The sequence below is a fragment of the Lentiprolixibacter sp. genome (genome assembly GCF_982873095.1).
On record NZ_CEYNTP010000050.1, the window covers coordinates 1 to 13,605 of the forward strand.

Here is a 13,605-nt window from a genome sequence, read left to right on the forward strand (position 1 = left end):
TATTGCGGGAAGACGCTGGTGGACCTAAGTCTGGATAAGGCAGACAATTGCCTGATGAAATCCATGATGCCCGAAAGCAGCGCTGCTTGTGAAAGCATGAAGAAAATGAAGTGCTGTTCCGATGTTGAAATCACCTTTGAAGGTCAGGATGAACTGAAAATAAGCTTTGATCAGCTTAATTTTGATCAACAGGTTTTTCTTGTTACCTACGCCTTTACCTTTGATCAACTTCTCCAACCTGCGGAGGAAAGTAAAATCCCCTTTGATGGCTATCCGCCACCCCTTTTGATTCGGGATCTGCAGGTACTTCACGAGACCTTCCTTATTTGATTACTGGACACTGAATTTGAGCCCGGCCCTGGTGGTTTCGGGCCGTTTGTGTTGTGTTCGGCACAAATTTTCAATATCCCTTAATCAAATCGTATGTTAAACAAAGCAATTAAATTTCTTATTGACAACAAACTGGTAGCCTTGTTGCTACTTGTACTGTTCGTTACCTGGGGAATGATCACGGCCCCTTTTCAATGGGAGCTTGGTTTTTTGCCCAATGATCCGGTGGCTGTAGACGCCATTCCTGATATTGGGGAAAACCAGCAGATTGTTTTTACCAAATGGGAGGGAAGGTCCCCCCAGGACATTGAGGATCAGATTACCTATCCCTTAACCACCTCCCTCCTCGGGATCCCGGGGGTGAAAACAGTCCGTAGCTCCTCTATGTTTGGGTTTTCCAGTATCTACCTCATATTTGAGGAAGATGTTGAGTTTTACTGGTCGCGCAGCCGCATCCTGGAAAAATTGAATTCACTCCCTTCAGGAACACTACCGGAAGGTGTGAATCCTTCCCTTGGCCCGGATGCTACTGCCCTTGGACAGATATTTTGGTATACCCTTGAAGGCAGGGACGAAGAAGGGAATGTCACTGGCGGTTGGGACCTGCATGAACTCAGAAGTGTACAGGACTATTATGTTAAATACGCGCTTTCTTCCGCTGGTGGTGTTTCCGAAGTGGCATCTATTGGAGGTTTTGTTCAGGAATATCAGGTCGATGTGAACCCGGAATTGATGCGGCAGTACAACATCAGCCTATCCCAGGTTGTTCAGGCCGTCCGGCAGTCTAATCAGGACGTTGGTGCGCAGACCCTGGAGATCAACCGTGCAGAGTACCTCGTCAGGGGACTGGGTTATATCAAATCAGCGTCCGATATCGAGAATGCGGTAGTTGGTACCACCAACTTTACGGCTGTTCGTATTAAGGATATAGCCCGGGTGAACCTGGGGCCCGCCTCTCGCAGGGGCATTCTGGATAAGGAAGGGGCTGAGGTTGTAGGAGGTGTAGTGGTTGCCCGGTACGGCGCCAATCCCCTGGATGTGATCAATAAGGTCAAGGAAAAAATCAAAGAACTTAGCCCGGGACTCCCTTCGAAGCAACTGGAAGATGGCCGGACCTCCCAGCTGACCATTGTGCCATTTTACGACCGAACGGAACTTATACAGGAAACGCTGGGCACGCTCAAGGACGCCCTTACCCTGGAAATACTCATTACTATCCTGGTGATCCTTGTCATGGTGTTTAATCTGCGGGCTTCCATCTTAATTTCCGGTTTGCTCCCCGTGGCTGTTCTTATGGTCTTTATTTCCATGAAATTGTTTGGTGTCGATGCCAATATCGTAGCCCTTTCTGGTATCGCTATTGCCATAGGGACCATGGTGGATGTGGGGGTTATCCTTTCCGAGAACATTATTCGGCATCTCGATGAAAACAAACTCCTTCCTGGGAAGGAGCAGCTTTCTGTCAATGCCGTAGTCTACAACGCCACCACAGAAGTGTCTGGTGCCATTCTTACAGCGGTGCTGACGACTATCATTAGTTTCCTCCCTGTCTTTACCATGATCGGTGCGGAAGGCAAACTTTTCCGCCCCCTGGCCTTTACTAAAACCATGGCTTTAACCGCTTCCATCCTTATTGCGTTGTTTTTGATACCGCCTTTTGCTGCATATTTCTTCAGGAAACACAGTATCAAACATACTATCCGTTACATTATCAACGGAATGCTAATAGTGCTGGGGATCACAGCGGTAGTCCTGGGATACTGGCTGGGATTGCTGTTAATCGCCTTCGGCACCTTAGCGGTGCTACAATTAAAGGGACGTATTTCCAAAAGCCAATTTAACCTGGGGAATATCCTGGTGTCCGGCATAGCCCTGGTTCTTTTGCTGGCGGTACACTGGCGACCCCTTGGATTTGATCGGAGTGTAGTGATGAACCTCATTTTTGTCGGCCTGATTTGCTTTGGACTCCTGGGGGTTTTCTGGGTATTCCGGTTGTATTATACCCGCATACTGAGATGGACCATGCACAACCGGTTACTCTTTATTTCCCTACCGGCGGCAATGGTGATTTTTGGGATTTTGATCATGAACCAGACCGGGAAGGAATTCATGCCATCACTTAATGAAGGCTCCTTCCTCTTAATGCCCACCTCGCTGCCGCATGCCGGTGTGGAAGAAAATAAACGGGTTTTACAGCAACTGGATATGGCTGTGGCCAGTATCCCTGAGATTGAAACGGTGGTTGGAAAGGCCGGTAGGACAGAATCTGCACTGGATCCGGCCCCCCTTTCCATGTATGAGAACCTTATCCAATACCGATCTGAGTATCAGTTGAATTCCGAAGGTGAGCCACAGCGCTACCGCGTAGATAAAGATGGATATTTTATATTGAACAACGGTCAGAGGGCAGCTAATCCAAATTTAGTAAGTGCTGCTTCGGAAAGCGAAAGTACCGCTTTGGTTACCGATCCCTGGCGTATCAGCCGGAAGCTTTTGATCGAAGATGAAAGTGGGGAGTATTTCAGGAACTGGCGTCCGGAAATTCAATCCCCAAACGATATCTGGAATGAGATCATTCGGGTTACACAGCTTCCAGGAGTAACTTCAGCTCCTAAGCTGCAACCTATCGAAACAAGGTTGGTTATGCTGCAGACCGGGATGCGTGCCCCTATGGGGATCAAGGTGAAAGGACAGGATCTAAATGAAATAGAATCCTTTGGTCTCCAACTTGAAGAGCTTTTAAAGCAGGTAGAAGGAGTTAAAACCTCTGCGGTGTTTGCGGATCGCATTGTTGGCAAACCCTACCTGCTGCTGGATATTAACAGGGATCAATTGGTCCGTTACGGAATCACTATACAAGAGGTACAAGGGGTCCTCTCGGTGGCTATCGGGGGTGTACCGCTGACCCAGACCGTGGAGGGGCGCGAACGGTATTCAATCCGTGTTCGCTATCCGAGGGAATTGCGGGACAGCCCTGAAGACCTGAGCGCTATCTACGTGCCTGTGGCAGGTGGGGAGCCTGTACCCCTACAGGAGCTGGTCAGCATGCGATATGAGCGGGGTCCGCAGGTAATAAAAAGTGAAGATACCTTCCTTATAGGATACGTATTATTTGATAAGGCTCAAGGGTATGCTGAAGGAGAGGTGGTGGATAACGCACAGGCCTATCTCAATTCCAGGATAGAAAGCGGGGAGCTTGAAGTGCCAAAAGGGATTAGCTTTTCCTTTACAGGCACCTATGAGAATCAGATTCGGGCGGAGAAGACCTTATCTTTTGTTGTGCCCCTGGCCTTGATGATCATCTTTTTGATTTTATACTTCCAATTCAGGAGTGTAAGTACGTCCTTAATGGTCTTTACAGGTATTGCTGTGGCCTTTGCCGGAGGTTTCCTGATGATCTGGCTATACGGACAGGACTGGTTTTTGAATTTCCATCTTTTCGGGGAGAACCTGCGTGATCTGTTCCAGATGCATACCATAAATTTGAGTGTGGCCGTTTGGGTAGGGTTTATCGCGCTATTTGGAATTGCCACAGATGACGGCGTGGTAATGGCAACCTATCTCACTCAGACATTTGAGCGCAATCAGCCTGCGAACAAGGCAGCTATTCGGGATGCGGTGGTGGAAGCCGGAGAAAAGCGGATCCGACCTTGTTTAATGACCACGGCGACGACCCTGCTGGCATTGCTTCCTATCCTTACCTCAACAGGACGTGGAAGCGATATCATGATACCGATGGCGATCCCGAGCTTCGGGGGAATGCTGATTGCACTGATCACCCTCTTTGTGGTGCCTGTGCTCTTCGGTTGGAAAAAAGAAGTGCAACTTAAAAAAGCTGGATCATGAAGTTAGTTAAGCTAAGCTGGATTTTGTTACTCTTGGGCGTTACGGGAAATGCCCAGCAATTGCAGGAATACATTGCGGAGGCCCTTGCTAACAATCCGAATATCCAGGCCTTTGAACTGCGTTATAATATAGCCGAGGAAAAAGTGAACGAAGTGGTTTGGCTGCCCAACACCGAAATCAGTGCAGGGTACTTTGCGAGTGAACCGGAAACCCGTACAGGTGCCCAGCGTGCACGTTTTTCTGCCCGTCAGATGCTGCCCTGGTTTGGAACGATATCCTCAAGGAAGGAGTATGCAACTGCCATGGCAGAAACGGACTATATAGATTACCTCATTGCCAGGCGTAAACTGGCCCTGGAGGTGGCGCAATCTTTTTACCGGCTTTCTGCCCATCAATATCTGCAGGAGGTAGTGGATCAAAACATCCGGTTATTGAAGACCTACGAAGAGTTGGCCCTGACCTCCGTAGAAGTGGGTCAGGCCAGTGCCGTGGATGTCCTGCGCTTGCAGATCCGCCAGAACGAACTGCAACAACAGCAGGAAATATTGAAGGAAAACTTCCTTGCAGAGCAATCGGCCTTTAACGGTCTACTCAACCGAGACCAGGGAATTGCGATAGCATTGCTCCCTGAAATGAATGTCCCAGAACAGGACCCGGTCCTTGAGGAGGGTTTGGAGCTGAATCCGGAATTGCTGCGATTTGATAAGATGTATACCGCGACAGTTCAATCTGAGCTTCTCAACCAGAAGGAAAATGCACCCATGCTGGGCTTCGGGTTGGATTACATCCCGGTACAGGAGCGTCCTGACCTAGTGTTTAGTGATAATGGAAAGGACATCGTGATGCCTATGGTGTCCCTTTCGATCCCGGTTTTTAACAAACGGTACGCCTCCAGGACGAAGCAAAATGAACTTCGGAAACAGGAAATCGCCTTTCAAAAGCAGGAACGACAGAATATTTTGGAAACCGCCCTGGCAAAAGCGGTATCGCTTCGGAATGAGGCCCGGATTTCATACAGGACGCAAATCCAAAACCTGGGCAAGGCCAAGGATGCGGAAGACATCCTGCTTAAGAATTATGAGACAGGAACCATCGATTTTAAGGATGTCATAGACATTCAGGAACTACAGTTAAAATTTCAGATAAAGCAAATTCAAGCTGCGCAGAGGTACTTTACACAATCTGCTATCATCAATTATTTAATTAAAATGTAATTTTTAAACTATGAACATGAAATTCAAAACTATCGTCGCACTGGTCTTTACATTTGGACTGCTAATTACCGTAAGTTGCAAGGGAAAAACCGAACAAAAAGAAGAAGCTGCAACAGAACAAACAGAAACTGTTGAGGAACTGGGTAAGGAATATACATCAGCCTATGTATGTCCCATGCACTGTGAAGGCAGTGGAAGTGAAGAGGAAGGGACCTGCCCGAAATGCGGCATGGCCTATGTGGCCAATGAAGACCATGTAAAAGATGGTCATACCCATGAGTAAAATGTGAAAATGAAACACACCTACCACATACACGGAATGACCTGCAACGGCTGTCGCAGTCACGTTGAAACCACACTTGCAAAGGTTGAGGGCGTTGAGGAAGTTACGGTGGATCTGGCCAGTGCGGAAGCAGTTGTTGAATCCCAGGCACATATCCCAATACAAACCTTCCAGGAGGCCTTGCAAAAAGATGGGGGCCGCTACAGCATTCATATGCCCGGTGAACTCCCGCACACTCAAAAAGACAAGGCTCCCTTGCCAAAAGGACAGGGAACCGGGGTTTTTTATTGCCCTATGCAATGCGAAGGCGACAAAACCTATGACCAGGCCGGCGACTGTCCGGTATGTGGTATGGACCTGGTGGAGGAACAACGTATGTCAACGGCTTCATCCTCTCAGTGGACCTGTCCCATGCATCCCGAGGTAGTTCATGACAGCCCCGGGGATTGCCCGATTTGTGGGATGGAACTGGTCCCTGTGGAAGCCGAACCTTCTGCTGAGGAGAAGACGTTTGGAAAACTCCTGAAAAAGTTTTGGGTGGCCCTGGGCTTCACCCTCCCAATTTTCCTCATTGCCATGAGCGAGATGCTGCCACAAAATCCCTTATTTGAGGTAATGGACGGCTACGCCTGGAATTGGGTACAGTTTGGGCTTTCACTTCCTGTGGTCTTCTGGGCTGCCTGGATGTTTTTTGAGCGGGCCTACCGCAGCCTCAGGTACTGGAACCTGAACATGTTCACCCTGATTGGCATTGGAGCAGGAATTGCCTGGCTTTTTAGTGTAGTGGGATTGGTCATCCCCGATGTCTTTCCCCAGCAATTTAAGACCGAAGCGGGGACCGTTCACGTCTACTTTGAAGCCGCCACAGTGATCCTGACACTGGTTCTGTTGGGTCAGCTATTAGAAGCCCGAGCACACAGCAGGACCAATTCCGCCATAAAAGAACTTTTAAGGCTGGCCCCAAATACGGCGGTGAGAATAAAAAATGGGGAAGAAATGGTAGTGGGCATCGAAGAAATTGAGATCGGGGATATCCTTATAGTGAAACCCGGGGATAAGATCCCGGTGGATGGGGTACTTACTGTGGGTGGCAGTACCGTAGATGAGTCCATGATAACGGGTGAGCCTATCCCTGTTGACAAAGGCAAGGGCGATTGGGTTAATAGCGGGACAATAAATGGCAATCAGTCGTTCCTGATGCGCGCCGAGAAGGTGGGTAGCGATACCCTCCTTTCCCAGATCATCAATATGGTAAATGAGGCTAGCCGCAGCCGGGCGCCCATTCAAAGGCTTGCAGATAAAGTATCGGCATACTTTGTTCCTTTGGTGGTACTTATTGCCCTGCTGACGTTTCTCGTCTGGGCGGTTTGGGGACCGGAACCCGCCTATGTGTACGCCCTGGTCAATGCAATTGCAGTATTGATTATCGCATGTCCCTGTGCCCTGGGCCTGGCCACCCCGATGTCTATTATGGTAGGGGTAGGAAAAGGCGCGCAGCACGGAGTGCTAATTAAAAATGCCGAAGCCCTGGAAAAGATGTACAAGGTAGACACCCTTGTTGTTGACAAGACGGGAACGCTGACCGAAGGACGACCCGTCGTTGAGAAGGTAGCCTCCTTCAAAGATCAAGTAAACCACGAGGAAGTTCTCCGCTATATCCTTTCTCTTAACAGCAATAGTGAACATCCACTGGCCGAAGCAACTATGGTATATGGCAGGGAAAATAAAGTAAAATTCCAGAAAGCACATCATTTCCTGGCCGTAACCGGTAAAGGTGTTGAAGGAAGTGTTGACGGCAAACAACTGGCCCTGGGTAATAGCAAGATGATGGATCATGCTGCGGCTGAGCTTACCGAAGCCATGAAGAACGAGGTAACGGCATTTCAACAAGAGGGCAAAACCGTGTCCCTTCTCGCTGTAGATGGGAAAGTAGTTGGCTATGTGGTCATTGGCGATACCATCAAGTCAAGCAGCGCAAATGCGATATCGGAACTAAATAAGAAAGGGATACAGGTAGTTATGCTCACTGGAGATAACGCGGATACGGCTCAGGCAGTGGCCGATGCACTTGGGTTGACCAACTTTAAGGCAGGATTACTCCCTGTGGAAAAGCTCGCTGAGGTAGAAAAATTACAGGCTGCAGGAAAGGTGGTGGCTATGGCGGGAGATGGTATTAACGACGCCCCGGCGTTGGCTAAAGCCCATGTAGGTATTGCTATGGGCACCGGGACAGACGTGGCCATTGAAAGTGCCGGGATTACCCTTGTAAAGGGGGACCTTCAGGGGATTGTAAAGGCCCGGAACCTGAGTGAGCGGGTGATGAAAAATATCAAACAAAACCTGTTTTTCGCCCTGGTGTACAACACGCTTGGGGTACCGGTTGCTGCCGGGGTGCTTTATCCTGTGTTCGGGATCTTGCTCTCACCTATGATTGCCGCGCTGGCCATGAGTTTCAGTTCCGTATCGGTCATCACCAACGCACTCAGGTTGCGGAGGATAAAAATTTAAACAATATGCCAAAAAGGAAAACCGCGCAAAAAATCAGAAAGATACACAGGTATCTTGGACTGTTCCTCGGGATCCAGTTCCTGCTGTGGACGGCTAGCGGATTGTATTTCAGCTGGACCAACATTGATGAAATCCATGGGGACCATTTTAAGAACATGGAGGTACAGCCCAGGGCATTTTCGGGCCTGATGGCTCCAACGGAGCTGGAGGTCGCTAGGGGCATACAATCCATAGAGATCCGGGACATCAAGGGAGAGCCCTATTATTGGGTAAATGAGCAGCAGTTATTCCATGCACGGACGGGCATGCCCAAGACATCTATCGGTGAAGAAGAAGCCTTATACGTGGCTGATATTCACATGAAGGAGACACTGGAAGTAGCGGATGTTGCCCTTATCCAACGTGTTGGCAAACACCATGAGTACCGAGAAAAACTGCTACCCGCCTATGTGATTTCTTACCAGGGGAATGAAAACCTTAAGGCCTATGTTTCAGCCATGGATGGCAAATTCCAGACGGTACGTCACCGCAATTGGCGCGTATTTGATTTTCTCTGGATGACCCATACCATGGATTATGAGGGACGGGATAACTTCAATACCACCGTTTTGAGGACATTTTCCCTGCTGGGATTGATTACCGTACTCAGTGGATTTGTTTTGTGGTATATCAGCTCCCCCTCAATAAAAAAACTTAAAAAGCGAATAAAAGCAACGTCATGAAGAATAATATCCTGTATATCGTAATTGCCGCCCTGGCAGGACTGCTGCTTGGATACCTGTTTTTTGGGAACTCAGATGCAAATGGAAGTGCCGCTGATGGGCACGACCATGCTACTGAGGCGGAGGGTCAAATGTGGACCTGTTCCATGCATCCCCAGATCATGCTCGGAGAACCCGGAGATTGCCCGATCTGTGGTATGGATTTGATCCCTGCGACCTCCGGAGAGGACGGCCTGAGGCCGGAACAGTTTACCATGACTGAGAATGCCCTGGCCCTGGCCAATGTCCAAACAACCTTTGTTGGCAGTGCACAAGCGGAAAAGAACACCCTGTCCCTTTCTGGAAAGATTACGGCAAATAAGGAAGCAGTAGCTGTACAGGCCAGTTACTTCGATGGCCGGATAGAAGAGTTATTTGTCAATTATGAAGGGCAGGAGGTGCGAAAGGGGCAGCGCTTAGCAACCCTCTATTCCCCGGAACTGGTAGCGGCCCAACAGGAATTGCTTACAGCATCTGCACTTAAAGGATCACAACCAGAATTGTATCGCGCTGTACGTAAAAAGTTGCTGCTCTGGAAGCTCAGTGATGAACAAATCGGTACCATAGAAAGTTCGGGGGAGGTTATGGAGGACTTCTCCGTTTATGCAACCGTGTCCGGCACGGTTTCCGAAGTTTTGAGCGCAGAAGGAGATTACATCAAAAAGGGGCAGCCCATTGCCAAAGTGAGTAATTTAAACACGGTTTGGGCCGAATTTGATGCCTATGAAAGCCAGTTGTCGCAAATCAAAGAAGGCCAGAATATCAGTATCACTACAAATGCCTATCCCAACGAGCTTTTTGAGGGAAAGGTTTCCTTTATTTCCCCGGTACTCGATAATGCTACACGAACAGTTACCGTTCGGGCTTCGCTAAACAATCAGAAGGGCCGGTTTAAACCGGGCATGTTTGTCGCGGGTCAAATTGAGAAAGGAAGGTCTTCTGGGGAAGAGCAACAGTTGTTTGTCCCAGCAAGTGCGGTTATGTGGACAGGCGAACGGTCGCTTGTCTATGTAAAGGTGGTAAGTGACCCCCCCGTTTTTGAAATGCGGGAAGTAGATCTGGGTGATCGCATTGGGGATAATTATCAGATTTTGTCCGGACTCAGGGCAGGGGAGGAGATCGTTACGAATGGGACCTTTACCCTTGATGCCGCTGCCCAGTTGCAGGGGAAAATGAGCATGATGCGCCCACAGGGTGCAGCCACGGGCACAAGTGATGAATCAGGTACGGAAATACGGATGGATTTGCCAGATGCTTTTCAAAGGGACTTTGTTAAACTGATGCCGGATTATCTGCAAATGAAAGATGCTTTTGTGGCCAGCCAGGCGCCTGAGGTGGCAAAAAGTGCACTAGTGGTCCTGGACCAAATGAAGGCCATCGACCGCTCGGGATTGGGTACTACGGAAAGGCAATACCTGGATACCTCCCTCCAATTTCTGGAAAAAATCGCTAGCAATCCCGTGCTTGAGATACAGCGTGATCATTTCGTTCACCTGAACGAACACCTGGTAGCGCTCACCGCTAACCTGGACTCCCTGGGGAAAACCCATTATGTGCAGCGATGCCCGATGGCGAACAACAATAAAGGGGCGATCTGGATAAGCACGGAAGAGGAAATCAGGAATCCCTATTATGGAGATGTTATGCTTACCTGCGGAACGGTAGAGCAGGTTTTGGAGTAACTAATTTCGCCTTGAAATACAACAAAATAACTTCACTGAACTGATAAATATCAGTGTTCTTTTCGTTGGGGCATCGGAACTTTGTAACCAATGTTACTACAGAGAAAACGGATACCCTGTAACTTTATACAAAGACTTTAAACAGAGTATTATGCACGTTGAACAAATTTATACCGGATGCCTTGCGCACGCGGCGTACTACCTGGAGAGCAATGGAGAGGCGGCTATTTTTGACCCCTTGAGGGAAGTAGGGCCTTATATTGCCAAAGCAATGAAAGATAACGCTAAGATCAAGTATGTTTTTGAAACCCATTTCCATGCGGATTTCGTGAGCGGGCACCTGGACCTTAAAAAGAAAACAGGGGCACAGATCGTTTTTGGTCCTACCGCTAAACCTGGATATGAAGCCATTGTTGCCGAAGACGGACAAATTTTTGAAGTTGGGGACTACAAGGTCAAGGTAATTCATACCCCGGGCCATACCATGGAAAGTACTACCTACCTCCTGATCGACGATAAAGGGGAGGAACACGGGATCATAACCGGTGATACCCTATTTATAGGTGATGTGGGTCGTCCAGATCTCGCACAACATGTGGTTTCGGAACTTACTGAAGAAAAACTTGCCGGGCATTTGTACGATTCCCTGAGGAATAAGATCATGCCATTGAGTGACCACCTGATCGTATATCCCAACCATGGGGCAGGATCTGCCTGTGGAAAGATGATGAGCAAGGAGACCACGGATACACTAGGGCACCAGAAAAAAGTAAATTACGCCCTTAGGGCCGATATGACAAAAGAGGAGTTTATTAAAGAACTACTTACTGGCCTTACCCGTCCGCCTGGATATTTCCCTCAGAATGTATTGATGAATATCAAGGGGTATGAAAGCCTGGATACGGTGATACAACGTGGGGAGAAACCCCTGTCACCTGAAGCTTTCGAGACGGCAGCCAATGAAACGGATGCCCTTATGCTCGATACCCGTAAGGCTGAAGACTTCGCCAAGGGTTTCATCCCGAACAGTATCAACATTGGCCTGGAGGGAAATTTTGCACAATGGGTAGGGGAGATGATCCCGGATATAAAACAGCAGATATTACTGATTACTTATCCCGGCCAGGAAGAAGAATCCATTACCAGGCTCTCCAGGGTGGGATATGACCACACCATAGGATTCCTGAATGGCGGTTTTGAGAAATGGAAGGATTCAGGTCGGGATGTAGAAACCGTAGGCAGAATTGATTTTAAGGAATTCGAAGAGGCCTACAGCACAGAAAAACCCATTGTCATCGATGTCAGGAAGAAAAGTGAGTTTGATTCCGAACATGTTTTGGATGCCATTAATGTTCCGTTGAATGATATCAATGCCCACCTTTCGGCATTCCCGAAAGATAAACCCTTTGTGATGTATTGCGCAGGTGGTTACCGCAGTATGGTGGCCGCTTCCATCCTCAAACAAAGGGGATGGGACAACTTTGTGGATGTGATCGAAGGATTTGATGAAATTAAAAAAACAAGCGTGGCCAAATCGGACTACAGATGTCCTACCACCATGCTCTGATGAGAAGAATTTGTTTTGGTTGGTTGTTAGGGGAACGGCCATGTTCTGCTGGGTCGTTTCCCTTCTTTTAAACTAAATTATTGCGTTAAAAAAAAGAAGCTATGTCATTTCTAAGTGCTATATTTAAGTCGAGGTCTGTTGATTCTGACAAGATTGTAATTTTAGACACCAGGGCCTACAAAGATGCCGTTTTGGGCAAGAATGTACAGCTGGTGGATGTGCGGACACAACGGGAATTCCGGTCCGGACATATAGGTAAAGCTGAGAATATCGATTTTTTTAAAGGAGGCGAATTTTTACAGGCCTTCGAGAAGTTTGATAAGCAGAAACCACTTTACCTGTACTGCCGTTCAGGAAACAGAAGTTTGAAAGCAGCCCGCAAATTGGTGGCCATGGGGTTTGAGAAGGTGTATGATTTGAAGGGGGGTATCCTGGCCTGGGAATAAACTGGAAATATTATAAAACCAATCAATATTATGAGAGCTTTACTTTTCTTAGCTATCCTGACTTTTGTTTTTAGTTGTAAAGATCAACCCAAAAAGGCAGAAGAAGCGCAAGATGTCCCCATGAGTTCCGAGGAACTTGCCGCGCAGGGTGAACAATTGATGTCTACCTATTGCTATCAGTGCCACAATCCCGAAACCTCCGAGGAGAGTATGCTGGCACCCCCTATGATCGGTGTCAAAACCCATTACATGACGGAGGGTATTTCTAAGGAAGACTTTGTTGCCGATATGCTGGCATGGATGAAAGGCCCAAAAGCCGAAAACAGCAAAATGCCCCATGCTCTGGAGAAATTTGGTCTGATGAACCACCAGGTTTATCCGGACAGCGTTATCATTGGAATTGCCGAGTACATGTATGACAATGAAGTGGCGCAACCCGAATGGTACGCTAAACACCATGAGGAAATGCATGGATCCGAAGAGGAAGGAACTGGCCAGGAAGGCCAGAAAAAGGGGGATCAGTAAGCGATAGCCAACAAACCGCCTTATCAACCGCCAGGGAATATGCCATGGCTACCCAGGCCCAACTCGGAAAAAATTTAATGGCAGCATTACAAAGGGGAGGCACTCAAGAGGCTATCCCCTTTTGTAATATTAAAGCTATTCCACTGACAGACAGCATGGCCGTGGCCACCGGTGCCTGGATTCAAAGAGTAACCAATAAGGCCAGAAACCCTAACAACAAAGCAAACAACTACGAGGCCTCCCTGATTGAGGAATACCAGGAGAAAATTAATCAGGGATACAGCCTAAAACCTGATGCCCTCAGCAGTCCGGAGGGTGAGATCTTTTATTTTCCTATAATCACCAATACCATGTGCCTGCAATGTCATGGCACAGCAGGTAAAGAGGTTAAGGAGCCTACCCTAAAAAATTTGAAAAAGTATTATCCGGCAGATGAAGCACTG

Annotated in this window: 11 protein-coding genes; all 11 read left to right on the plus strand. The window is 48.2% G+C overall.

What is annotated here, in order from left to right; all coding sequences use genetic code 11:
- The coding region (locus tag AC4E7D_RS04900; protein WP_490172693.1) for an HYC_CC_PP family protein at window positions 1–330 on the plus strand (330 nt) is incomplete at its 5' end.
- Between the two features lie 93 nt (window positions 331–423).
- Window positions 424–4,176, plus strand: a complete 3,753-nt coding sequence (locus AC4E7D_RS04905) for an efflux RND transporter permease subunit (RefSeq protein WP_490172694.1) — start codon at window positions 424–426, stop codon at window positions 4,174–4,176.
- Window positions 4,173–5,390 (plus strand): TolC family protein, encoded by a 1,218-nt coding sequence (locus tag AC4E7D_RS04910; RefSeq protein ID WP_490172695.1) that lies wholly within the window; start codon window positions 4,173–4,175, stop codon window positions 5,388–5,390. The genes AC4E7D_RS04905 and AC4E7D_RS04910 overlap by 4 nt, the downstream gene beginning before the upstream one ends.
- 16 nt (window positions 5,391–5,406) lie before the next feature.
- Complete coding sequence (locus tag AC4E7D_RS04915) at window positions 5,407–5,673, plus strand: heavy metal-binding domain-containing protein (protein WP_490172696.1); 267 nt, start codon at window positions 5,407–5,409, stop codon at window positions 5,671–5,673.
- 9 nt (window positions 5,674–5,682) lie between these two features.
- Window positions 5,683–8,181: a heavy metal translocating P-type ATPase gene (locus AC4E7D_RS04920; protein ID WP_490172697.1), complete on the plus strand. Its 2,499-nt coding sequence runs from the start codon at window positions 5,683–5,685 to the stop codon at window positions 8,179–8,181.
- A 5-nt stretch (window positions 8,182–8,186) separates the two neighbouring features.
- Window positions 8,187–8,903, plus strand: coding sequence for a PepSY domain-containing protein (locus AC4E7D_RS04925; RefSeq protein WP_490172698.1), 717 nt, complete (start codon window positions 8,187–8,189; stop codon window positions 8,901–8,903).
- A complete protein-coding gene (locus tag AC4E7D_RS04930) occupies window positions 8,900–10,624 on the plus strand; it encodes an efflux RND transporter periplasmic adaptor subunit (protein ID WP_490172699.1) in 1,725 nt (574 codons plus the stop codon). The genes AC4E7D_RS04925 and AC4E7D_RS04930 overlap by 4 nt, the downstream gene beginning before the upstream one ends.
- 151 nt (window positions 10,625–10,775) lie before the next feature.
- Window positions 10,776–12,191, plus strand: coding sequence for an MBL fold metallo-hydrolase (locus tag AC4E7D_RS04935; RefSeq protein ID WP_490172700.1), 1,416 nt, complete (start codon window positions 10,776–10,778; stop codon window positions 12,189–12,191).
- Between the two features lie 101 nt (window positions 12,192–12,292).
- Complete coding sequence (locus tag AC4E7D_RS04940) at window positions 12,293–12,637, plus strand: rhodanese-like domain-containing protein (RefSeq protein WP_490172701.1); 345 nt, start codon at window positions 12,293–12,295, stop codon at window positions 12,635–12,637.
- 30 nt (window positions 12,638–12,667) lie between these two features.
- Window positions 12,668–13,162: a hypothetical protein gene (locus tag AC4E7D_RS04945; protein ID WP_490172702.1), complete on the plus strand. Its 495-nt coding sequence runs from the start codon at window positions 12,668–12,670 to the stop codon at window positions 13,160–13,162.
- A gap of 44 nt (window positions 13,163–13,206) precedes the next feature.
- A partial coding sequence (locus AC4E7D_RS04950) for a c-type heme family protein (RefSeq protein ID WP_490172703.1) occupies window positions 13,207–13,605 on the plus strand: 399 nt, incomplete at its 3' end.

What these genes read in the sequence shown, in the direction of transcription:
- AC4E7D_RS04905 (WP_490172694.1), top strand. Translation starts at nt 424, where the DNA reads ATGTTAAACAAAGCAATTAAATTTCTTATTGACAACAAACTGGTAGCC.
- AC4E7D_RS04910 (WP_490172695.1), top strand. Translation starts at nt 4,173, where the DNA reads ATGAAGTTAGTTAAGCTAAGCTGGATTTTGTTACTCTTGGGCGTTACG.
- AC4E7D_RS04915 (WP_490172696.1), top strand. Translation starts at nt 5,407, where the DNA reads ATGAAATTCAAAACTATCGTCGCACTGGTCTTTACATTTGGACTGCTA.
- AC4E7D_RS04920 (WP_490172697.1), top strand. Translation starts at nt 5,683, where the DNA reads ATGAAACACACCTACCACATACACGGAATGACCTGCAACGGCTGTCGC.
- AC4E7D_RS04925 (WP_490172698.1), top strand. Translation starts at nt 8,187, where the DNA reads ATGCCAAAAAGGAAAACCGCGCAAAAAATCAGAAAGATACACAGGTAT.
- AC4E7D_RS04930 (WP_490172699.1), top strand. Translation starts at nt 8,900, where the DNA reads ATGAAGAATAATATCCTGTATATCGTAATTGCCGCCCTGGCAGGACTG.
- AC4E7D_RS04935 (WP_490172700.1), top strand. Translation starts at nt 10,776, where the DNA reads ATGCACGTTGAACAAATTTATACCGGATGCCTTGCGCACGCGGCGTAC.
- AC4E7D_RS04940 (WP_490172701.1), top strand. Translation starts at nt 12,293, where the DNA reads ATGTCATTTCTAAGTGCTATATTTAAGTCGAGGTCTGTTGATTCTGAC.
- AC4E7D_RS04945 (WP_490172702.1), top strand. Translation starts at nt 12,668, where the DNA reads ATGAGAGCTTTACTTTTCTTAGCTATCCTGACTTTTGTTTTTAGTTGT.